Here is a 21,556-nt window from a genome sequence, read left to right on the forward strand (position 1 = left end):
CCCGGACTCAGGCCAGGGTCACGCGGGCAAACTTGCGCTTGCCCACTTGCAGCACGTAGGTACCCGCGCCGAGCTTCAAGCCCTTGTCGCTCACCACATTGCTGTCCACTCGCACACCGCCACCGTCAATCAGGCGGTTGCCCTCCCCGCTGGAGGCGGCCAGGTTCGCAGACTTCAACAGCGCGGCAATACCCACCGCTGCGCCACCCTCGCCCAGTGACAAGGTAATTTCGTCGATCTGGTCCGGGATACCGCCCTTGCTGCGGTTGATGAAGTCCTGCTCTGCCGCATCGGCCGCAGCAGCACTATGGAAGCGCGCTGTGATTTCTTTGGCAAGCGCCACCTTGGCATCTTTGGGGTTGCGCCCGCCTTCCACCTCGGCCTTGAGCGCTGCAATCTCCGCCTCGCTCTTGAAGCTGAGCAGCGTGTACCACTTCCACATCAGCACGTCTGAGATGGACAACACCTTGGCGAACATGGTGTTGGGCTCTTCAGAGATGCCGATGTAGTTGTTCTTGCTCTTGGACATTTTCTCCACGCCGTCCAGCCCTTCGAGCAGCGGCATGGTCAAGATGCACTGAGGCTCCTGGCCGTATTCGGCCTGCAGGGTGCGGCCCATGAGCAGATTGAACTTCTGATCGGTGCCGCCCAGCTCCAGGTCGCTCTCCAGCGCCACGGAGTCGTAGCCCTGCATCAGCGGGTAGAGGAATTCGTGCACCGCAATCGGGGTGCCCGCGTGGAAGCGGTCGTGGAAGTCGTTGCGCTCCATCATGCGGGCCACGGTGTAACGGCTGGCCAACTGAATCATGCCGCGCGCGCCCAGCGGGTCGCTCCACTCGCTGTTGTAGCGGATCTCGGTTTTGGCCGGGTCCAGCACCAGGCTGGCCTGGCGGTAGTAGGTCTCGGCGTTGACCTTGATCTGCTCGGCGGTGAGCGGCGGGCGCGTGCTGTTGCGGCCGGATGGGTCGCCAATCATGCTGGTGAAGTCACCGATCAAAAAGATGACCGTGTGGCCCAGATCTTGCAGCTGGCGCATCTTGTTCAGCACCACGGTGTGGCCGATGTGGATGTCAGGCGCGGTCGGATCCAGCCCCAGCTTGATGCGCAGCGGTTTGCCGGTGGCCTCGGACTTGGCGAGCTTTTTCACCCATTCGTCTTGCGGGAGCAGTTCTTCCACGCCGCGCAGGGTGACCGCAAGGGCCTCGCGCACACGATCGCTTACAACTAACTGAGGGCTTAAGGCTTGATTCATAAGGGTTTTTCTTGTGGCCAGGATCGAAGCGAAGGCTATACTGCCCGCTCCCTTCAGCAACGCAAGCGTTGCCAGCGGCTGGATTTTAGTCGGGCCGCATCCCCCATACCGGAGTCTTTGATTTGAAGCATGGACTGAACCAGGCTGTAGAGCAGTGCGTGGCGCGTGCCACGGCTCTCGTGCAGCAGTATCCCAAGCGGATAACCGCCATCATTGCAGCCCTGCTGGTGGGCGGCACAGGCGCCACCTTTGCCGTGGCCAATTTCGCACCGGACGCCTCCGATTTGCCCGTGCGCACCGTGGTCGAGACCGTACAAAGCGGTCTGCTCGTCGCGCGCCTTGACGATGTCAGCGAGCTGACGATGCGCCTGTATCGCTCAGAAACAACCCGTTCCAGCGACACGGCAGATACCTTGCTCAAACGCCTCGGGGTGATGGACCCGCAAGCAGCCGCATTTCTGCGTGCTGATGCGCAGGCGCAAGCCGCGCTGCTGGGCCGCGCCGGCCGCACCATCACTGCGGAAGTCAACGAGCGCCAAGAGCTACTGAAACTCAGCGCCCGCTGGAGCCCCGTGGATGACGGCACCTTCAAACGCCTGACCATTGAAAAGACGGTGAGTGGCTTCCGCTCTCAAGTGGAAACGCTACCTTTGGTAGCCAGCACGCGCTTGGCCAGTGGTGTGATCAATAGCTCCCTGTTTGCCGCCACCGACGATGCGCGCCTGCCAGATTCGATTGCAACTCAGGTCGCAGAAATATTTTCGGGTGACATCGATTTCCACCGCGCCCTGCGCAAAGGCGACCGCTTTTCGGTGGTGTATGAAACCCTGGAAGGTGATGGCGAACCGATGCGCGCGGGGCGGGTACTCAGCGCCGAGTTCGTGAATGCCGGTAAGCCTTTCCAGGCCATGTGGTTCAAGGACCCGGTGGCTCCCGGCAAAGGCGGTTACTACACCTTGGCCGGCGAAAGCCTGCGCCGCGCCTTTCTGGCCTCTCCGCTGGAATTCTCCCGCGTTACCAGCGGCTTCAAAATGCGCTTCCACCCCATTTTGCAAACGTGGAGAGCCCATCTGGGCGTGGACTATGCGGCCGCTACCGGCACACCCGTGCGCAGCGTCGGTGACGGCACCGTGGACTTTGCAGGTGTGCAGGGTGGTTTTGGCAATGTAGTGATGGTCAAACACCGGAACAACCAGACCACCGTGTATGCCCACTTGAGCCGCATCAATGTCAAAAAGGGCCAAAACGTTTCGCAAGGCCAGAACATCGGTGCAGTGGGCGCAACGGGCTGGGCCACAGGACCCCATTTGCACTTTGAGTTCCGCGTCAATGGCGTGCACCATGATCCGTTGACCATCGCGCGCCAGAGCGAAGCGGTGCCGGTGTCCACAGCGGCCAAGCCCTTGTTTGACAAGGCTGCACAAAGCGTACGCGCACAGCTGGCCAGTGCTGCCCAGTTGACTCCAGGCTCGGCTGAGTAAGCCACGGCCACTCTGTGTCAGAGCTTTACATCGGACTGATGTCCGGCACGTCGCTCGATGGCGTGGATGGTGTGCTGGCCGACTTTTCCGGCGAGAGAATGCGCGTCCTGGCGCATCAGGCGGCCCCATTTCCCGATGCTTTACGCGCTGAGTTTCTGGCACTTAACGCCTCCGGCAGCGACGAAATTCATCGTGGCGCATTGGCAGCCAATGGGCTGGCCAGCGTGTATGGCTCGGTGGTTGGCAAGCTGCTGCAAGAGACCGGGCTGCCCCCGTCCGCCGTTCGTGCCATCGGAGCACATGGCCAGACGGTTCGGCACCGGCCTGGCGAATTCGATGGCACCGGTTACACCACCCAGCTGAATCAACCGGCACTTTTGGCAGAGCTGTGCGGAGTGGACGTAGTGGCGGACTTTCGCAGTCGGGATGTCGCAGCAGGCGGACAAGGCGCTCCACTGGTGCCACCTTTTCACCAGGCGTTCTTCAGCCCCCATGGCGAACGATTGGCGGTATTGAACATCGGCGGTATCTCCAACCTGACACTGCTGCACGCGAGCGCGGAGAACCCAGTGCTGGGATTCGACTGCGGCCCGGGCAATGCATTGATGGACGGCTGGTGTCACCGCCATACCGGACAGCATTACGACGATGGTGGAGCTTGGGCAGCCTCCGGCACCGTGTTGCCAGACTTGCTGGACCACATGTTGGCCGAGCCCTTTCTGGATCGCCAGCCGCCCAAGAGCACAGGACGTGACCTATTCAACGCTGCGTGGCTTGAGAACATTCTCAAAACCCATGAAGACCGGCATGGCCCTGCATCAGCGGTAGATGTCCAAACCACGCTCACAGAGCTCACAGCACGCGCTTGTGCGGATGCCTTGCGCCAGAATATGCGCGGATGCGAGTCTTTGGCAGTGTGTGGGGGAGGCGCGTACAACCGGCTTTTGATGCAGCGCATCCAAATGCTGTTGCCCAGCTGCCAAGTTCAAAGCTCTGATGAACTCGGGCTGCCTCCCTTGCAAGTAGAGGCTACGGCCTTCGCATGGCTGGCACGCCAAGCCATTCTGCGACACACGGCCAACCTTCCAAAAGTTACGGGCGCCAGAGGCGCCCGCATACTGGGAGCAATCTACCCCGCCTGACCCATCTGACGCGGCGGGATGGTGCTTCAGGTCGAGAAAGAAGAGCCGCAACCGCAGGTGGTCGTGGCGTTCGGGTTCTTGATCACAAATTGGGCGCCTTGCAAGTCTTCCTTGTAGTCAATCTCGGCGCCTACCAAGTATTGGTAGCTCATGGCGTCAATCAACAAGGACACACCGTTTTTGGTCATGGTGGTGTCGTCTTCGTTGGTGATTTCATCGAAGGTAAAGCCGTATTGGAAGCCGGAGCAACCACCGCCCTGCACGAATACACGCAGTTTCAAATCAGGGTTGCCTTCTTCGGCAATCAAGTCAGCCACTTTGGCCGCGGCACTGTCGGTAAACAGGATCGGGGCGGGCATTTCAGTTTGGATGTTTTCGGCAACAGCGCTCATGGCGGCTCCATTCAGATTCAGGAATTGGCAAATAGTACAGGAATTCGCTCGGGAATTCTCTTACTGGTTATTTGCCGCTAATTTCAGTGTGGGTTTTTCTTCGCCGACCAACATGGGGCGCAACTGACCCGCAATGAGGGCACCCTGGTGCATCTCCAGGGCAGCGTATTCAATGTCACCTTCAATACGGGCCTTGGGCTGGAGTTCCAGCATGCGCCGCGCATGAATAGGACCCTTTACGGTGCCATTGATGATGATGTGGTCTGCAGTGATTGCGCCGGTAATGCTTGCTGAATCCGAGATCACCAGAATGCTTGCAACTGCTTCTGCGGCCAACACATTCCCAACAATGATTCCGTCTACGCGCAAGCCGTCTGAGAAAGACAAATTGCCCTGGATTTCGGTGCCGTCGGCAATCAAGCTTTTGATGGGGGGCTGCTTATTTTTGTTGAACATGGCGTACCTCAGAATGACCTAAAGCTTGAGGGTTTGGGTCGCGCGGACCGTCGTACCTTCAAGGACACGTGCTGACACACTTTTCACCACGGTTTGCGGGGGGATTTGGAACTCCCCTTCAAGACGCCCGTACTGCTTGAGCTTGACGGGCATGGAGCCGTCAGGCAACGAAGCCGTCCAGGTTTTTCCGTTGGCCGTACCCACCAGAGTTATTTCCAAACGACCTGCAAACTCTTGGGTGTTACGGCCGGCCTGCATGACCAGCGCCTGCCATTTTAGTGTGGTCGGGGAAATCAGTTCCGCTTGAAGGCCCCGGATTGCTACGCCTTCGGTGCCACCTGACGGGATCAGTTTCTCAAAAAATCCGAGGTCGTCCCGCAACGTTCGGTTATCCGCCTCCAATTGCTTGACCTGCGCGATGAGTTTTTCTTGGGAAGCTTTTTCTGCCGTCACCAAGGTATCCGCAGTGTTGGCAATCGATTGGGCTTTGTCCCGCTCGGCCTTCAAGGCCAGCATTTCCGTTTGCAGAGCGGCTGCGTTCGCCCGCAGCTGCATCAATTCGTCTTTGGAGCCTTTTTCAAGGCCGGCGATATCCTTGCCGAATTCAAAGGCCCACAGGCCGATCGCTGCACAAAAGCCCAGAACAATGGCCAGCAAGGCCCAGCGGAATGGCCACGGCAACGCACTGCGCACGGCCATGCGGGGGGCACTGATGGTGAGGCGGCGACGTAATAGACGGAATCTCATGGAGGGCGAAGTCTATCAGCCAGAACGAAAAAAGCCGCCTGAGTTTGCACTCTGGCGGCTTCTGGATTGCAACGTAATGTTGCAGCGTGATTAACGCTTGGAGAACTGCTTACGACGACGTGCGCCGTGGAAGCCGACCTTCTTACGTTCAACTTCACGTGCGTCACGAGTTACGAAGCCGGCTTGGCTCAGTGCGGGCTTGAGGCTCGCGTCGTAATCGATCAAAGCACGTGTGATGCCGTGACGGGTAGCACCCGCTTGGCCGGATTCACCGCCGCCAGCAACGTTGACCATGATGTCAAACGATTCTGCGTGGTTCGTCAACAGCAGGGGTTGCTTGCAGATCATGATGGAGGTTTGACGACCGAAAAAGTTTTCGATGTCTTTACCGTTCACGGTGATCTTGCCAGTGCCTTTTTTCAGGAATACGCGGGCGACGCTGGATTTGCGACGGCCTGTTCCATTGTTCCATTCACCAATCATGTGAGCTCCTTACAGTTCCAACACTTTGGGTTGCTGGGCAGTGTGGGGGTGCTCAGCACCACCGTACACCTTGAGCTTCTTGATCATGGCGTAGCCCAGGGGACCCTTGGGCAGCATGCCCTTGACGGCTTTTTCCAGAGCGCGACCGGGATGCTTGGACTGCATGTCACGGAAGTTGGTGGCTGTGATACCGCCGGGGTAACCGGAGTGGCGGTAGTACACCTTGTCCAAGGACTTGGTGCCAGTCACTTTGAGTTGGGCTGCGTTGATAACGACGATGAAATCACCGGTATCGACGTGAGGCGTGTAAATGGCCTTGTGTTTGCCGCGCAAACGGAGAGCAACTTCGCTGGCTACTCGTCCGAGGACCTTGTCGGTCGCGTCAACCACAAACCACTCGTGCACGACCTCAGCGGGTTTTGCGCTGAATGTAGACATGAGTTTTCTCTTTAAAAAGAAGGTTTGGGAGGGCTCTTTTCCACGATCGGCGTTCCTCTGATGGGAATCTCTTAGGTGGGTTGAATTCTTCGCCGCGGAGCCACAAAAGCGCTGCGAAGCCTTCCATTATACAAAGAGCTGGCGAATTCACCAAATGCGGCCCGAACTGCTCAGTTCCGGGCCTTGTTCTTCTCTTCCCAATGTTTGCGGTCAGCCACACAAACCGGCAGCTGGTAGAACTCCGGTTTCTGGCACTCCCGGTAAATGCACATGGTCCGGGTCAGGATGCTAGCCTCCGCACAAATCGCAATCGGGTCTCTGGCTGGAGTGGGTTTGTCGTCCAAAGGCTTGGCGTCTGATCGTGGCTGCGGCTTGGGAGGCGCCACCTTCTCTGTGGCCGCTACAGGCGCCTGCGCCACAGGCTTTGCAGGCACAACTGCGCGCTGCGAACCAGCAACTGCATCCGCACCGGGTGTCTTGCCACCACTGGTGGCAATCGGCGCAGTCTGCTTGGGATGTGCTGGAGACTCGGGGGGCGTGGAAGGCACCTCTGCTGGCTCTGTGATGACTGCCGAGGGGGCATCGGCCTGCGTAGGCGGCACGACAGCGGCAGGGATAGTAACGGGTCGCATCCACCAAGCGATTAGCGCGAGCAGCAACGCAGTCGGCACTAGCCAGAACCACAGAGGTATGCCTTTACTCACCGTCGCAGAGCTTCTGGCAACGCGCGGCTTGGCCGCCACGTCGGCTCGGGACAGAGTTTTGACGGTCTTGGAGTGGTCGTAAGTCGTGGGCTGAAAAACAGTATCCGGAAAATCCGATGCCGGCTGGGTCGTCAACAACTCCGTCGTAATCGGCTCCGGATCTTCGCCCGTCTCTGTCAGAGTCACAGAATCACCCAAAGCTTTGCGCCAATCAAACCGGGCCAAGTCAGGAGGCGATTTCAAACCTATTTCGCGGGCAAAAGCCTCAACGCTGGCCGTGCGCTCGGTCGGCTCAATGGCTAATGCGTGCGAAATCGCCTGTACGAAATTGTCAGAGTACGTCTGGTTGAAATGGGTCTGTGCGGTTTGTGTGACCTGCTCAAAGCTCGGCATGCGGTCCCGCACGGCACGGAAGGTGGCGGGCAAAGGCGGCTCATTGCAAATGCAGCCGTGCATCACGGCAGCAACGGCATACAAGTCTGTCCAAGGGCCTTCCTGCATATCCTTGGCGTCGGCATATTGCTCAATCGGCGCGTAATTCACCTTGAGCACCGCGGTGTGCTTGTGGCTGGTGTCCAGAATCGCGCGGCGGGCGGCGCCCAGATCCAATAGCACCGGCGGTCCGACGTTTTGCAAAAAGATGTTGTCAGGCGATATGTCCCTGTGCAGGGTGCTGTTGTCATGCAGAACCTTGAGGCCCGCCAACACTGACCACAACACTGACTGCAGCCACGCCTGTGGAGGCGGCCCGCTCATGCGGCGCCGCGCTTCTTTGAGCGTGATGCCCTCGTAGAGCGGCATTGCCATATAAGCTGTGTTATTCGCCTCCCAGAACCGGTACACCTTCACTAGAGACGGGTGGTCAAACCGTGCCAGCAAACGCGCTTCGGCAATAAATGAGCGCAAGCCGGATTCAAAAGAGGCGGCATCTACCGCAGATTTCACTGTGACCGAGTGATTGCGATCACGGCCCACCAAGCTGGTGGGCATGTATTCCTTGATGGCGACCGCCCTGTGCAAGGAGTGGTCGTACCCGCGATAAACCATGCCAAAACCACCGACGCCCAGCAGCCCTTGGACCTCGAACTCAGCCAATCGGGTGCCCGGCGCAAGGGCGTCCAGGTGCCCGGTCGCCGGAGCTTTGGGTTTACTGGTCGGAGTCGTGATGTCAGCCATGAGGTGAGGTGAAATCTGTCTTTTTTATGCCCGCAAGCGCTCGGGTAAAGCACTGTTCCAATCTGGATGCAACATGGCATCCCGGGTCGCTGGGTATCATAGGGGATGTTTAGTTACCGACACGCCTTCCACGCCGGCAACCATGCCGACGTGCTGAAACACACCACATTGCTGGCTGTGTTGCGTCACATGACGCAAAAAGAAACCGCCCTCAACGTCTTTGACACCCATGCCGGTGCGGGCTTGTACCGACTGGATGGCGACTTTGCCAAGACCAGTGAAGAAGCCGCTGAAGGCTTTCTGAAGCTGGTTGCCACCAGGCCTGAAAAGCCGTTTGCCCCCGCGTTGCAAGACTACATCGACATGGTGGCGGGCTTTAACGCCGGCAACCACTGGTCGGTGTACCCCGGCTCGCCCTTCATCATCCAAAGCCTGCTGAGCGGTCGCGACAAGCTCAAGCTCTTCGAGCTGCACCCCACCGACACCAAAACACTGATCGCCAACGTGGCCCAACTGGAAGCCGGTCGTCAAGTGACAGTTTTGCGGGAAGACGGGTTTGAAGGGCTCAAGAAGTTTTTGCCCCCACCGTCACGCCGCGCGCTGGTGCTTTGTGACCCGAGCTACGAAGTCAAAAACGACTACGCCCGCGTGGTCGGCATGGTGGCAGATGCCATGCAACGCTTTGCGACCGGCACGTATGCGGTGTGGTACCCCATCATCCCTCGCCCGGAAGCCCACGACGTCCCTAAAAAGCTCAAGACCATGGCGAACAAGGCCGGCAAATCTTGGCTGCACGCTACGCTGACCGTCAAGTCCAGCAAGCTCACGCAAGATGCCGACGGTGAAGTCGTTCGCCCAGGCTTACCCGCCAGCGGCATGTTTCTGATCAACCCGCCACACACCCTCAAGGCTGCGCTCAAAGATGCGCTGCCCCAGATGGTGGAGCTGCTGGGTCAGGACACCAACGCGACGTCCACCCTGGACGCCGGCGGCTAAGGTCCTGGCGCCTTAAGCGTCTAGCCCCAAGTTCTTGCACAAAGCCAGAGTGGGCGCACTCTGGTTCATGGTGTAGAAATGCAGTGCAGGCGCGCCGCCGGCACGCAGCTGTTCGCACAAGTCCGTCACCACCTCCAGACCGAAGGCCTTGATGGAAGCCACATCATCCCCGTAGCTCTGCAGCCGCAGACGGATCCAACGGGGAATCTCCGCACCACACGCATCCGAGAAGCGCATCAACTGGGTGGAGCTGGTGATGGGCATGATGCCGGGCACCACAGGCACGGTGATGCCAAGTGCATCCACCTCTTCCTGGAAGCGGAAGTAGGCGTCGGAGTTGTAGAAATACTGGGTGATCGCTGAATTGGCGCCCGCTTTCACCTTGGTGGCGAAAGCCTGCAAATCGCTGGCCGGCGACTTGGCCTGCGGGTGCACTTCCGGGTAGGCCGCCACCTCGATGTGAAAGTCATCACCCGTCTCGGCACGGATAAATGCCACCAGGTCACTGGCGTAATGGAATTCACCACCGGCGCCGTAACCGCTGGGCAAATCGCCCCGCAAGGCCATCAATCGCTTTACGCCCATAGCCTTCAAGGTAGCCAATTGCTCGCGCACGGTGGACTTGGTCGCCCCCACACACGAAAAGTGGGACGCTGCGCTCACGCCTTCCGACAGGATGTCGCGCACGGTGTTGAACGTACCTTCCTGTGTGGAGCCGCCTGCACCGAATGTCACCGAGCAAAACTCAGGCTTCAGTCCATAAAGCTGCTGGCGCACGGTGCGCAGCTTTTCAGCGCCTTCCGGGGTTTTGGGCGGGAAAAACTCCAGGCTCAGTGGAATCCGTTGGTTGGTAGACATAGTCATCTCCGTCTCCCGCGCCTGCATGACAGGCACCGGGTTCAGCCCGCCTTGCGGGCACAAATAAAGAATTCGCGGTTCCCGTCTCCGCCTTCAATGGCGGAGTCGAACCAATGCGTCACGGTCAGCCCCAGATCGGCGCAGGTCCCGCGCAAGCGCTGTTCCACAATGGGGTACATGGCCGGGTCCTTGACGATACCGCCCTTGCCCACCTGGCCAGGCTGCAATTCAAACTGCGGCTTCACCAAGGTCAGCATGATGCCGCCCTCTTTCAACAAGGGCACTGCAGCAGGCAATACCAGGGTCTGCGAAATGAAGGACAGGTCAGCGACCAAGAGGTCAAACGGCGGCGCAAACTCAGACGGCAGCTCCACGGCCTCTTCTTCAGCATCATCCGACGCATCCACGGGCGGGCGGGAGTCATCTTCGTCGTCGAAGTCATCCCCATCATCCCAGCCGTCATCGCCATCGGGTTCAACATCAAATTGACCACCAGCGCCCGTGCTATCTGCGTAAGCAGCTATCAAATCTGCAGCAGACAGGGTGCGGGCATTGACACTCTCGACACACAGCACGCGTGTATCGTCGCGCAGCGTTGGATGCAACTGGGCACTGCCCACATCCACACCCACCACCGATTGCGCGCCAGCTTGGAGCAGGCAGTCGGTGAAGCCACCGGTGCTCTGCCCCACATCCAGACAACGCAAGCCGGTGACAGTCAAGCCTACGTGCTTCAGCGCCGCCTCGAGCTTGAGGCCACCGCGGGACACATAACGCGCTTCGGAATCATCGAGCAAACGGATCTTGGCGCCATCGGGCACTTCGTCGCCATTTTTGGCCACACGCTTCCAGACTTCGCCCGAAAGCTCCATCTTCAGCCACTCCACGCCATCCGCAATCAGGCGCTGAGCCTGCGAGCGGGTGCTGGCCAGCCCGCGCTGCACCAAAAGTTGATCAATTCGCATCGTTATCCAAAGTTATCAGCCTCTCAAAGCCAGAAACACCGCGGGACCGGCTTCGCCGGACCGCAGGTGTCGCCCCCTTGAGGGGGAGGCGCCAAAGGCGCCTCGGGGGTGCTATTAATAGCGGTACGTGTCTTTCTTGTACGGACCGGCTTTGCTCACGCCGATGTACGAAGCCTGCTCGTCGGTCAGTTCGGTCAACATGGCGCCGACCTTCTTCAGGTGCAAACGTGCCACCTTTTCGTCCAGGTGCTTGGGCAACACATAAACCTTACCGGCCTTGTAATCCTTGGGCTTGGTGAACAGTTCGATCTGGGCGATCGTCTGGTTCGCAAAGCTGGAAGACATCACAAAGCTAGGGTGGCCGGTACCGCAACCCAGGTTCACCAAGCGGCCCTTGGCCAACAGGATGATGCGCTTGGAAGCCTTCTTGCCCTTGGCGGGGAAAATCACGTGGTCCACCTGGGGCTTGATCTCTTCCCACTTGCACTTGGACAGGGAAGCCACATCGATTTCATTGTCGAAGTGACCGATGTTGCAGACGATGGCCTGGTCCTTCATCGCATCCATGTGCGCGTACGTGATCACGTTCTTGTTGCCAGTGGTGGTCACGAAAATGTCGGCCTTGTCGGCAGCGTATTCCATGGTCACAACCTTGTAGCCTTCCATGGCGGCTTGCAGGGCGTTGATCGGGTCGATTTCTGTCACCCACACTTGGGCGGACAAAGCACGCAGCGCTTGGGCAGAACCCTTGCCCACGTCACCGTAACCCGCCACCACAGCCACCTTGCCGGCGATCATCACGTCAGTCGCACGCTTGATACCGTCGACCAGGGATTCGCGGCAACCGTACAGGTTGTCGAACTTGCTCTTGGTCACCGAATCGTTCACGTTGATGGCGCGCAGGGCCAGAGTGCCCTTGGCGGACATTTCTTCCAGACGCATCACACCGGTGGTGGTTTCTTCGGTCACGCCGATGATGTTCTTCAGGCGACGGCTGTACCAGGTGGGGTCCACCTTCAGCTTGGCCTTGATGGCATTGAACAGGCACACTTCTTCTTCGCTACCGGGCTTGGCCAGCACCTTGATGTCTTTCTCAGCGCGAGCGCCCAGGTGCATCAGCAAGGTGGCATCGCCGCCGTCGTCCAGAATCATGTTCGGGCCTTCGGCCGCAGTGCCCTTCTTGCCACCGAATTCAAAAATGCGGTGGGTGAAGTCCCAGTACTCTTCCAGCGACTCACCCTTGTGTGCGAACACGGGGGTGCCCTTGGCCACCAGCGCAGCGGCTGCGTGGTCCTGGGTGGAGAAGATGTTGCAAGAAGCCCAACGCACATCTGCGCCCAAGGCTTGCAGGGTTTCGACCAGCACGCCGGTCTGGATGGTCATGTGCAGGGAACCAGTGATGCGTGCGCCTTTCAGAGGCTGGCTCTTGGCGAACTCTTCACGGATGGCCATCAGGCCGGGCATTTCGGTTTCGGCGATGGTCAGCTCTTTGCGGCCCCAATCGGCCAGGCTCAGGTCGGCGACTTTGTAGTCTTCAAATTGGGCCACGACGGCCTTGGCAGCGGAAACCGCTTTGACGGCCTTCACAGCTTTGGGGGTCTTGGCGTTCTTAACCAGTTTCAATACAGCGCTCATGGTGTGCTCCAAACGTTGATTTGCATTGCCACTGGCGCACACGGGGGTTTTTGAGGCCACTCACCGCACACATTTCCAGTGGGTGAGCGCCGTTGGGGGACACGATGCAGGGCGCATCGTGGGTTCCGAGCCTCACTCGCGGTGCCGGTATGGGCACTTGGCGGGCTGCAACGCTCCTCGGAAGCTGCGGATTTTAACCTCGTGTCGATTGCCGCACCAAGCCACTAGGTCAAAGTCACCCGACCGCGTCCGGGCTTCAGGCTACCGGGCCGGTGCTAGTACCCACCTGCAATGCCGGCTGGCGCAGCAGCTGGTAAGGGCCGCCCTCGGAGTCGCGCAGCACCTTCATCACCATCTCGGCCAGCGCAAAACCGGTGGTTTGCGGCGTGGGCTGGGTCACGGTGGTGACATTCAAGCCGGTAAGCAGAGTGTCCTGCGGAATGTCGCCGTGCACCACCACCGATATGTCCTGCCCCACCCGGAGGTTGGCATCCATCAAGCCACGGATCAGGCCCACGCCGCCCAGGTTGTTATCCACCAGCACAGCGGTCGGCCGGGGTGACAAGGCCAAGACCTGCGCCACGGCATTCAGGCCGCTGCGCCTGTCGTTCACACCGCCTATGCAATAGCCGGGCGGGCACTCCACCCCTGCTGCCTTCAGGGTGCTGATGTAGCCCCGGTGGCGTTGGAAGGCGAAGTTCAACTCCAGGGGAGCGTGTACATAGGCAATGCGCGTGTGGCCCAAGGCCAGCAAATGCTCTACCGCCAGCTGGCTGCCCAGGTCGTTATCAAAGTCCAGCCAGGAGTAGTGCGCGCAGTCGGCAGTGCGGCCGTAGCCCACAAAGGGGTAGTTGTTCTCCAGCAGGAAATCCACGCGCGGGTCCTGCACCCGGGTGTTGGGCACGATGACCGCATCCACCCGGCCGCCCCGGAACAGGCGCTCGTAAATTTCGAGCTCGGTTTCATTTTTGGCCACCGCCAGCAGCAAGTCCTGGTGCTCGCGCTCCAGGCGCTCGCCCAAACCATCGGCCATGTCCAGAAACTGCGGGTTACCCAGGTTTTCGACCGCGGCGGAATACACAATGCCGATTGCATCGGTATTGCCGCGCACCAAGCGGCGCGCGCCCGCATCCGGGCGGTAGCCCATGGCGTCTGCCATTTCTTGCACACGGGTGCGGGTCAGGGCATTGACGTCGGTGTAACCGTTCAAGGCCCTGCTGACCGTGGAAGTGGACAGACCCAATGCCTGGGCCAACTGCTTGATGCTCACGCGTGTCTCCGAGATTGCTCGTTTGTTATGGCGGCGAGTTTAAGGCCTGCCCCGCGCGCGGCTGTCGGGGCAGCTCTGTAAAATACGCCCTCTTCTCCTGCGGCCCGCCTGTGATGCGCGGCCCACCCGACCCTGGACCCCCCTGTGACCTACGCACCCGAGACCAAGCGCCGCCGCACTTTTGCGATCATTTCCCACCCGGACGCCGGCAAGACCACGCTTACCGAAAAGCTCTTGCTGTTCTCAGGCGCGATCCAGATCGCCGGTTCGGTGAAGGCCCGCAAGGCCAGCCGCCACGCCACCTCCGACTGGATGGAAATCGAAAAGCAGCGCGGTATCTCTGTCGCATCCTCGGTGATGCAGATGTCCTACCGCGACCACGTGGTCAACCTGCTCGACACCCCCGGCCACAAGGACTTCTCGGAAGACACTTACCGCGTGCTCACTGCCGTGGACTCGGCACTGATGGTGATTGACGCCGCCAACGGTGTGGAAGCGCAGACCCGCCGCCTGATCGAAGTGTGCCGCCAGCGCGATACACCCATCATCACCTTCGTGAACAAGATGGACCGCGAAGTGCGCGAGCCCCTGGACATCCTGGACGAAATCGAGCGTGAGCTGGGCATGCCTTGCGTGCCCATGACCTGGCCCGTGGGCCAAGGCAAGCTGTTCGGCGGCATCATCAACCTGCGCACCCAGGCCATGACCGTGTTTGAGTCCGGCAGCGAGCGCCGTCCTCAAGATTTCGACACCATGCCCCTGAGCGACCCTGCTGCCCTGCAAGCCCGCTTCGGCCACGAGTGGGACACGGCGGTGGAGAGCATGGAGCTCGCCACTGGCGCCTCCCCTGCCTGGGACCACGAAGCCTTTTTAGCTGGCAAGCAAACACCCGTGTTCTTCGGCTCCGGGGTGAACAATTTCGGTGTGATGGAAGTGCTGGACGCGCTGGTCGACCTCGCGCCCGCACCCCAGAAGCGCATTAGCACTACGCTGGTGAACCGCCAGCCCGTGGTCAAAGAGATTCAGCCCGAAGACGAATCCTTCAGCGGCGTGGTCTTCAAGGTGCAGGCCAATATGGACGCCAACCACCGCGACCGCATCGCCTTCGTGCGCATGGCCAGCGGCAAGTACACACCGGGAATGAAGCTCAAAGTCATGCGCACCGCCAAAGAGCTGCGCCCCACCTCGGTGGTGACCTTCATGAGCCAGCGCCGCGAGGCGGTGGAAGAGGCCTACGCCGGCGACATCGTGGGCTTTACCACCCACGGCGGCGTGCAGCTGGGCGACACCATCACCGATGGCAGCGTCAACCTCATGTACACCGGCCTGCCCTTCTTTGCGCCCGAAATGTTCATGACCGTGGTGCTCAAAAACCCCTTGCGCACCAAGCAGCTGCAGCAGGGCCTGGCCCAGCTGGGCGAGGAAGGTGCCATCCAGGTGTTCAAGCCAGAAATGGGCGGCAACATGCTGCTGGGCGCAGTGGGCCAGCTGCAATTTGAAGTGGTGCAGCACCGCCTGAAGGGCGAGTACGACGCCGACATCCGGCTGGAGAGCAGCCAGTACACCGGCGCCCGCTGGATCACTGCCGATAGCCCGAAGGAACTGCAGGAGTTTGTGAACGCTTACCCCATGCGCATGGCCAAGGACGCGGCCGATACGTTGGCCTACCTGTGCACCAGCCCCTACGACGTGCGTCTGGCCCAAGAGCGCTTCCCCAAAATTCACTTCCACCCGCTGCGCGAACATGCAGGCTTGGCACTGCAAACAGCAGGCTAAACAAGAGGCTCCCACGTGAAACCCCTGGCGCAATGGCCGGTGGACAGCCGCCGTGCCATCCGCGGGGTGTTCACCGATATCGACGACACCCTCACCCACGACGGCCACATTGCACGCGCGGCGCTGCAGGCGCTAGGGGACCTGAAGGCGGCCGGGCTGACGGTGATCCCCATCACCGGGCGGCCCATCGGCTGGTGCGAGCCCTTCATGGCGGTCACCAACGGCCCGGCCTGGCCGGTGGATGCCATGGTGGCGGAGAACGGGGCCGTGGCTTTTGTACCCGGCCCTGCCTACGCGGTTACTAGCCAAATTGACCTCCAGCGCCCGTCGGATATGCGCGGGGCGCTATCAAAACGATATCAACAAAGTGCTGAAGTGCGCACCGCCAACAGGCTGCGCATGGACTCCATTGCCGCCCAAGTCTGCGCCGAAGTGCCGGGCATGGAGCTCAGCCGCGACAGCGCGGGCCGCGAAACCGACCTCGCGTTCGACTACGCCGAATTTGCCCATCACTCGCCCGAAACGGTGCAACGCGTGCTGGCCCTGCTGCAAAGCCACGGCATGCAAACCACGGTGAGTAGCATCCACATTCACGGCTGCTTCGGGGACTTCAACAAATGGACCGGCGCCTGCTGGATCGTCCGCGAGTTGTTGGATCGTGACCTGAGCACCGAGTTGGACCAGTGGGTGTTTGTGGGCGACTCGGGCAACGACCAAGCCATGTTCCAGCACTTCACCCACAGCGCGGGCGTGGCCAACATAGCGCGCTTTGTGCCACAGCTCAGCCACCTGCCGACCTACCTCACGCCTTCTGCGCGAGGCGCAGGTTTTGCCGAGGTGGCCCGCGCCATTCTGGAAGCACGTTCTCTTGCATAACGAACCCACCACCGGCGCCACTGCGCACCCCGGCTCCCGCACGGGCTTGCTGGCCGTGTTCGGCTCCACGCTGTTTCAGCTCTCGGGCGTCTTTATGTTGTCGCCGCTGATGCTGGTGCTGCTCACAGAGCGGGAGGTGTCTACCACCATCGCCGGCCTGTTTGCGGCGACCACCTGGCTAGGCATATTTATCGTGACGCCCTTTGCATCAGCGCTCACTCGACGATGGGGCCGCCGGCGCGCCATGTGGTTTGCCTCCGGCGTGCCGCTGGCAGCGGCAGTGGGCTTTTTGAGTACCGACTCCATAGCGGTGTGGTTTGTGTTGGAGCTTCTGGCGGGCATTGCAGGCGGCATGCGCTGGGTGCTGGCCGAGGCCTTGATTGCCGAGTTTTCGCCGCCCGAGCGCCTGGGGCGCACCATGGGCATGTACGCCACCATGGTGGGCGCGACCTTCATCATCGGCCCCAGCCTCTTGGCCTGGGCCGGCAGCACGGGGCATGTGGCACTGGGTCTGGTGATCGCGCTGCTGACCCTGGGCCTGGTGTGGACGATGTTCATACCGCCCATCCTCACCCCTGCAGAGGCCGGCAACACCAGCGTCGGACCGCGCGGCCTGTGGCAGGCGGTGCAGCAGCACCCTATCCTGATGCTGGCCGGGTTTATCGGCGGCTTCTTTGAGCTGGGCCTGGCCTCCATCCTGCCGCTCTACGGCCTGAGCATGGGTCTGGGCGCCAGTGCAGCCGCGTTGTTGATTTCTGTGAGCGGTCTGGGCAGCACGCTGGCAGCCATTCCGGTGGGGATGGCGGCAGACCGGTTTGCCGACCCGGTGCGAGGCCGCCGCAGCCTGATGGTGGCCGTAGCTGCCGTCGCCTTAGTGTGTGCTGCAGCCCTGCCTTTGGTGGAGCACGCCATCTGGGTCGCGTGGCCGGTGGTGTTTTTGCTCGGCGCCGCCGGCAGCAGCCTCTACACCCTGTGCATGACCGACATTGGCGCGCGCGAAAAAGGCATTGCCCTGGTCAACTGCACCGCGGTGCTGGTGCTGAACTACACCTTGGGCGGGCTGGTGGCCTCCGGCATCAGCGGCGCGCTGATTGACTGGTCGGCCACGGTGGCTTTTCCGGCGGTGTTGATCTTGGTGGCGGCCGTGGGTCTGGCCGCCCTGCTGCGCGCCCGCCGCAACCCGGCCTGATCCACCGCCACGCGGCCTTGCGGCCCGAAACGCCTATTTGCCCGAGGTCGCTTTTTTGACGACTTTGGCCGCTGGCTTGGCAGACTTGGCTACCGGTTTTTTAGCGGAAGACTTGATCTTGCTTTTAGACGATGCTTTTGCAGGCGCTTTGCTCTTGGCACCCGCTTTGGCTTTGCCCTTGGCGGCCGACTGCTTGGCGCTCTTTACCGTCACGGCCTTGCCCGGCGGGGGCAGCAAATCTTCAGTGGTCAGGCCATAGCGCTCGGCCATGTTGGCCCAGCCGGTGCCCCTTGCCTTTTGGGGCAAGACCCCATCCATCACCTGTTCGCCCTGCGGAGTGCGCAACACACCGCCATGCAGCGCCGCCTGCAGCTGATCCGGATTGGGGTAGGCCACGCCCTGCTGCGCCAGTGCGCCTTGCGCGAGCTTGAGCGCCAGGCGTACTTCGCCGTAACCCAATGGTCCGGTGGCTGGTTCTTTGCTGGCCGCACCTTCGGTAGCCGTCGGGCGGCCGCTGCGCAAGGTGGTGACCAGCTGATCCGCATCGTGGCGGTTGCCGATCCAGCCGCCGAACTCGGAGATCAGCCGCTCTGTGGAAGCTGCGTTGTCGAGGGTGGCTGTCACGCCCTGGGCCAGCACCAGTGCGGGGGTAGCCACGGCACAAGCCATGGCTACAACGGTGGCGCGCACACCGCGCCGCAGCCACACGGGGCTGCAGATTTGAAAAATCGAAGTCATAAACGCAAGCTTAGCCGCTCCGGGCGGGCTGCCCGCCCCGGCGCGTGTTACGGATTGGTAAAGCCCTGCAACACATTCACCGCATTCACCCCCACCTCTTCCACGGCGTAACCGCCTTCAAAGATGAACACGGTGGGCAAGCCGGCTTTCGCCAGGCGCTCGCCGATGCGCAGGTAGTCGTCCGTCCTAAGCTTGAAGCCCGAAATCGGGTCGCCCTCAAAGGTATCCATGCCCAGCGACACCACCAATGCGTCCGCACCAAAGCGTGCAATGCCCGCCAAGGCAGTCTCCAGGGCCTGAGCCCAGGTGGCGTAGTCGGTACCGCGAGGCAGCGGCAGGTTGAGGTTGGCCCCCAATCCAGCGCCGGAGCCGGTTTCATCCGCATGGCCCAGATAGAACGGGTACTCGGTGCGCGGGTCGCCGTGAATGCTGGCGAAGTACACATCGGGCCGGTCGTAAAAGATGGCCTGGGTGCCGTTGCCGTGGTGGTAGTCCACATCCAGCACCGCCACCTTCTTCATGCCGGCATTGCGCAGGTGCTGTGCCGCCAAGGCTGCGTTGTTCAAGAAGCAGTAGCCGCCAAAAAAGTCGGCCCCTGCATGGTGGCCGGGCGGGCGGCTCAGGGCGAAGGCGGCGCGGTCGCCGGCCAGCAAGGCTTGCGCGGCGCTCAAGGCGCATTGCGCTCCGGCGCGGGCGGCCACCCAAGTGCCGCTGGTGAAGGGCGTGCCCGCGTCGTACGAATACAGCCCCACCTTGGCGGCAAAGTTGTCAGGTTCAATGTCGGTGCGGAAGGTGCGCGTGGGCCAGACGGAGGGCAGGATGTCTTTGTCCGCATTGGCTGCGTCCAGCGCCACCCACTGGTCCCAAGCCGTTGCTAGAAAGCGCAGGTAGCGCGGGCTGTGGATGGCGGTGAGCGCCGCCTCGTCAAAGGCTTGCGGCTCCAGCACCGCGCCCAGCTGACGGCGTTGCAGCTCGGCCAGCACATGGTCGGCACGGGCCGGCACCTCAAAGCACGGCACCAGCGCGCCACGGAACATTTCGACTTTGCCCTGGTGCTGGGCGTGGAGGTGGTTGTAAAAGGTTTTCATGATGGCTGAAGAAACAAATGAGCCACTAGCGCACGTGGAATATGCGCAAGCAGCTATCTAATAAATAGCAAATCAGTTCCGGGGACGGATCACCAGTTCATCGTATCCGGTGAGCGAATCCGGCTCGCGGGTGAACTGCCAGTCGGGCAGCAGGGCCAGCAGCACCTCGGCCGTGGTGAGCACGATGCAGCCCGGCGCCACATGCCCGCCCAGCACCTGCCCCTTGGCCGTAGAAATAGCCATGTGCATATGCGAGCCCGTCTTGTCGCCACCGGCGGCCACCGTGCCCGAGAGGGTGAGGATCTCCATGCTTTCGGTCAGCCGCGTGGGTTGCGCCGCGCCTGCCAGGCGGATGCCCGCCGTGGACAGGCTGCCGATGCCGGACAACACGAACGCTGCGCGGCAGTTTTGGGCGAGAACCGCGGCTTCCAGCGCGGCGCGCAGGTCTTGGCCGGGGGTGAGACGAACAGGAAATGGCTTCATCAAATCCCTCTCAAATCAGCCACCAGCGCCCATGAAATATGCGCGAGCAGCTCTTTTATTGATAGCAAACACGCTTTCGCGTGCTGCCTTCAGTGGGGCTTGTGGGTGATGCGTGCGCCCAGGGCGAGCAGCTTTTCGTCCAGCTTTTCGTAGCCGCGCTGGATCATGTTGGCGTTCTGCACCGTGGACTTGCCGCTGGCGCACAAGGCAGCGCCCAAGAGGGCCATGCCGGCGCGGATGTCGGGGCTTGGCAAGGTGGTGCCGCGCAGGCGGCTCTTGCCGCTGATGACCACGCGGTGCGGGTCGCACACCACGGCGGCGGCGCCCATGCCGATGAGCTTGTCCACAAAGTACAGGCGCGACTCAAACATCTTCTCGAAGAACAGCACATTGCCTTCCACCTGCGTGGCCAGGGTGATCATGCAGCTCATCTGGTCGGTGGCGAACTGGGGCCAGGGGCCGTCGCCGATGACAGGCATGGCGCCGTCAAAATCGCGGGTGACTTGCATGCGCTGATTGGCGGACAGGAAGATGTGCTTGTCGTGCAAATCAATCTTCACGCCCAGCGTCTCGAACACGCGGTGGCACATGCCGTAGGCGTGCTTGTCGGTGCCCTCGACCGTGATTTCGCCACCGGTGGCCGCAGCCAGCGCCAGGTAAGACGCGGCCTCGATGTGGTCGTGGCACACGGTGTAGGTGGTGCCGTGCAGCGAGTCCACGCCTTCCACGCTGAGCTGGTTGGTGCCGATGCCGCTGATCTTGGCGCCCATGGCGTTGAGCAGATGAGCAAGGTCTTGCACATGCGGCTCGCAAGCAGCGTTGCGGATCAGGGTGTGGCCACGGCTCACCGCTGCAGCCATGAGGATGTGCTCGGTGCCAGTGACCGACGGCTCGTCAAAAAACAACTCAGCGCCCGTCAGCGGGCCGGGCATGGTGAAGTCGTACACGCCATTGATGCTGACCTTGGCGCCCAGCTTTTGCAGGCCATAAAAGTGCGTGTCCAAGCGGCGGCGGCCGATGACGTCGCCTCCCGGGGGGAACAAGCGAGCGGAGCCGGTGCGGTGCAAAAGGCCGGCCACACACAGGATGGAGGTGCGGACCTTGTTGCACAAAGCCTGGCCGATTTCGCTGGTGCGCACGCTGGCAACATGGATGCTGACACGCTCGCCGCTGCGTTCGACCTTGCCGCCGATTTCGACGATCACGTCCAGCATGTGGCGCACGTCGATGATGTCGGGCACGTTGTCGAGGATGACTTCCTGGTCCGTCAGGATGCAGGCCGCAATCATGGGCAGGATGGCGTTTTTGTTGCCGGAAGCGCGAATGGTGCCTCGCAGGGGCACGCCGCCTTCAATTTCAAATGTCGACATGGTGAGATTCAGTGTTGGGAGGCCGGGGTTTTCCGGCCGAG

Annotated in this window: 21 protein-coding genes and 1 riboswitch; of the genes, 6 read left to right on the forward strand and 15 right to left on the reverse strand. The window is 61.1% G+C overall.

Translation table 11 applies throughout. From position 1 onward, the window contains the following. Positions 1-7: 7 nt before the first annotated feature. Entirely contained in the window at positions 8-1,252 is a 1,245-nt protein-coding gene (gene tyrS / locus AEP_RS09210) for a tyrosine--tRNA ligase (RefSeq protein ID WP_087495108.1), read from the reverse strand. Between the two features lie 122 nt (positions 1,253-1,374). Between tyrS and AEP_RS09215 the strand changes: the two genes are divergently transcribed. Beyond that, positions 1,375-2,733 (forward strand): M23 family metallopeptidase, encoded by a 1,359-nt coding sequence (locus tag AEP_RS09215; protein WP_087495109.1) that lies wholly within the window; start codon positions 1,375-1,377, stop codon positions 2,731-2,733. Positions 2,734-2,747: 14 nt separating this feature from the next. Continuing rightward, complete coding sequence (locus tag AEP_RS09220) at positions 2,748-3,875, forward strand: anhydro-N-acetylmuramic acid kinase (protein ID WP_087495110.1); 1,128 nt, start codon at positions 2,748-2,750, stop codon at positions 3,873-3,875. 26 nt (positions 3,876-3,901) lie between these two features. On the opposite strand, the gene erpA is transcribed toward AEP_RS09220, so the two are convergent. The 6 genes from erpA to AEP_RS09250 all read right to left on the reverse strand — a co-directional run bounded on the left by erpA (position 3,902) and on the right by AEP_RS09250 (position 8,271). Next, positions 3,902-4,267 (reverse strand): iron-sulfur cluster insertion protein ErpA, encoded by a 366-nt coding sequence (erpA, locus tag AEP_RS09225; protein ID WP_087495111.1) that lies wholly within the window; start codon positions 4,265-4,267, stop codon positions 3,902-3,904. A gap of 60 nt (positions 4,268-4,327) precedes the next feature. Next, on the reverse strand, positions 4,328-4,723 hold the full coding sequence (locus tag AEP_RS09230) for a bactofilin family protein (protein ID WP_087495112.1): 396 nt from the start codon (positions 4,721-4,723) through the stop codon (positions 4,328-4,330). Between the two features lie 18 nt (positions 4,724-4,741). After that, entirely contained in the window at positions 4,742-5,470 is a 729-nt protein-coding gene (locus AEP_RS09235; RefSeq protein WP_087495113.1) for a DUF6776 family protein, read from the reverse strand. A gap of 90 nt (positions 5,471-5,560) precedes the next feature. Continuing rightward, the gene (rpsI, locus tag AEP_RS09240; protein WP_087495114.1) at positions 5,561-5,953 is read right to left on the reverse strand and encodes a 30S ribosomal protein S9; all 393 of its coding nucleotides are present in this window, start codon (positions 5,951-5,953) and stop codon (positions 5,561-5,563) included. 9 nt (positions 5,954-5,962) lie between these two features. Next, positions 5,963-6,391, reverse strand: a complete 429-nt coding sequence (gene rplM, locus AEP_RS09245; protein WP_087495115.1) for a 50S ribosomal protein L13 — start codon at positions 6,389-6,391, stop codon at positions 5,963-5,965. Positions 6,392-6,561: 170 nt separating this feature from the next. Continuing rightward, entirely contained in the window at positions 6,562-8,271 is a 1,710-nt protein-coding gene (locus tag AEP_RS09250; RefSeq protein WP_087495116.1) for a serine/threonine protein kinase, read from the reverse strand. Positions 8,272-8,376: 105 nt separating this feature from the next. Between AEP_RS09250 and AEP_RS09255 the strand changes: the two genes are divergently transcribed. Then, positions 8,377-9,267, forward strand: a complete 891-nt coding sequence (locus AEP_RS09255; protein WP_087495117.1) for a 23S rRNA (adenine(2030)-N(6))-methyltransferase RlmJ — start codon at positions 8,377-8,379, stop codon at positions 9,265-9,267. Positions 9,268-9,279: 12 nt separating this feature from the next. Here AEP_RS09255 and metF read toward each other — a convergent pair whose 3' ends face one another. The 4 genes from metF to AEP_RS09275 form a co-directional block, all read right to left on the reverse strand. Further along, positions 9,280-10,131 carry a methylenetetrahydrofolate reductase [NAD(P)H] gene (gene metF, locus AEP_RS09260; protein WP_087497263.1) on the reverse strand — a complete coding sequence of 284 codons (852 nt, stop codon included), beginning with the start codon at positions 10,129-10,131 and terminating at the stop codon, positions 9,280-9,282. 35 nt (positions 10,132-10,166) lie between these two features. Then, positions 10,167-11,090, reverse strand: a complete 924-nt coding sequence (locus AEP_RS09265) for a TlyA family RNA methyltransferase (protein WP_087495118.1) — start codon at positions 11,088-11,090, stop codon at positions 10,167-10,169. 114 nt (positions 11,091-11,204) lie between these two features. After that, positions 11,205-12,725, reverse strand: coding sequence for an adenosylhomocysteinase (gene ahcY / locus AEP_RS09270; protein WP_087495119.1), 1,521 nt, complete (start codon positions 12,723-12,725; stop codon positions 11,205-11,207). 77 nt (positions 12,726-12,802) lie between these two features. Continuing rightward, positions 12,803-12,910, reverse strand: a riboswitch (S-adenosyl-L-homocysteine riboswitch). Positions 12,911-12,981: 71 nt separating this feature from the next. Beyond that, positions 12,982-13,995, reverse strand: coding sequence for a substrate-binding domain-containing protein (locus AEP_RS09275; RefSeq protein ID WP_087495120.1), 1,014 nt, complete (start codon positions 13,993-13,995; stop codon positions 12,982-12,984). 144 nt (positions 13,996-14,139) lie between these two features. On the opposite strand from AEP_RS09275, the gene AEP_RS09280 reads away from it, so the two are divergent. From AEP_RS09280 to AEP_RS09290, 3 genes are read left to right on the forward strand one after another with little or no spacing between them, the layout of a single operon-like run. Beyond that, a complete protein-coding gene (locus AEP_RS09280) occupies positions 14,140-15,771 on the forward strand; it encodes a peptide chain release factor 3 (RefSeq protein WP_087495121.1) in 1,632 nt (543 codons plus the stop codon). A gap of 15 nt (positions 15,772-15,786) precedes the next feature. Beyond that, positions 15,787-16,647 carry an HAD family hydrolase gene (locus AEP_RS09285; RefSeq protein ID WP_087495122.1) on the forward strand — a complete coding sequence of 287 codons (861 nt, stop codon included), beginning with the start codon at positions 15,787-15,789 and terminating at the stop codon, positions 16,645-16,647. Next, positions 16,640-17,836 (forward strand): MFS transporter, encoded by a 1,197-nt coding sequence (locus AEP_RS09290; protein ID WP_087495123.1) that lies wholly within the window; start codon positions 16,640-16,642, stop codon positions 17,834-17,836. The genes AEP_RS09285 and AEP_RS09290 overlap by 8 nt, the downstream gene beginning before the upstream one ends. 33 nt (positions 17,837-17,869) lie before the next feature. Here the strand turns inward: AEP_RS09290 and AEP_RS09295 are convergent, their stop codons facing one another. The 4 genes from AEP_RS09295 to murA all read right to left on the reverse strand — a co-directional run bounded on the left by AEP_RS09295 (position 17,870) and on the right by murA (position 21,515). Beyond that, entirely contained in the window at positions 17,870-18,574 is a 705-nt protein-coding gene (locus tag AEP_RS09295) for a hypothetical protein (protein ID WP_087495124.1), read from the reverse strand. Between the two features lie 47 nt (positions 18,575-18,621). After that, on the reverse strand, positions 18,622-19,662 hold the full coding sequence (locus AEP_RS09300; RefSeq protein WP_087495125.1) for a histone deacetylase family protein: 1,041 nt from the start codon (positions 19,660-19,662) through the stop codon (positions 18,622-18,624). 72 nt (positions 19,663-19,734) lie between these two features. After that, positions 19,735-20,145: a PPC domain-containing DNA-binding protein gene (locus AEP_RS09305; protein WP_087495126.1), complete on the reverse strand. Its 411-nt coding sequence runs from the start codon at positions 20,143-20,145 to the stop codon at positions 19,735-19,737. A gap of 89 nt (positions 20,146-20,234) precedes the next feature. Next, positions 20,235-21,515 (reverse strand): UDP-N-acetylglucosamine 1-carboxyvinyltransferase, encoded by a 1,281-nt coding sequence (gene murA, locus AEP_RS09310; RefSeq protein WP_087495127.1) that lies wholly within the window; start codon positions 21,513-21,515, stop codon positions 20,235-20,237. Between the last annotated feature and the right edge of the window lie 41 nt (positions 21,516-21,556).

Origin of the sequence: Curvibacter sp. AEP1-3 (assembly GCF_002163715.1) — a bacterium.
Taxonomy (GTDB): domain Bacteria; phylum Pseudomonadota; class Gammaproteobacteria; order Burkholderiales; family Burkholderiaceae_C; genus Allorhodoferax.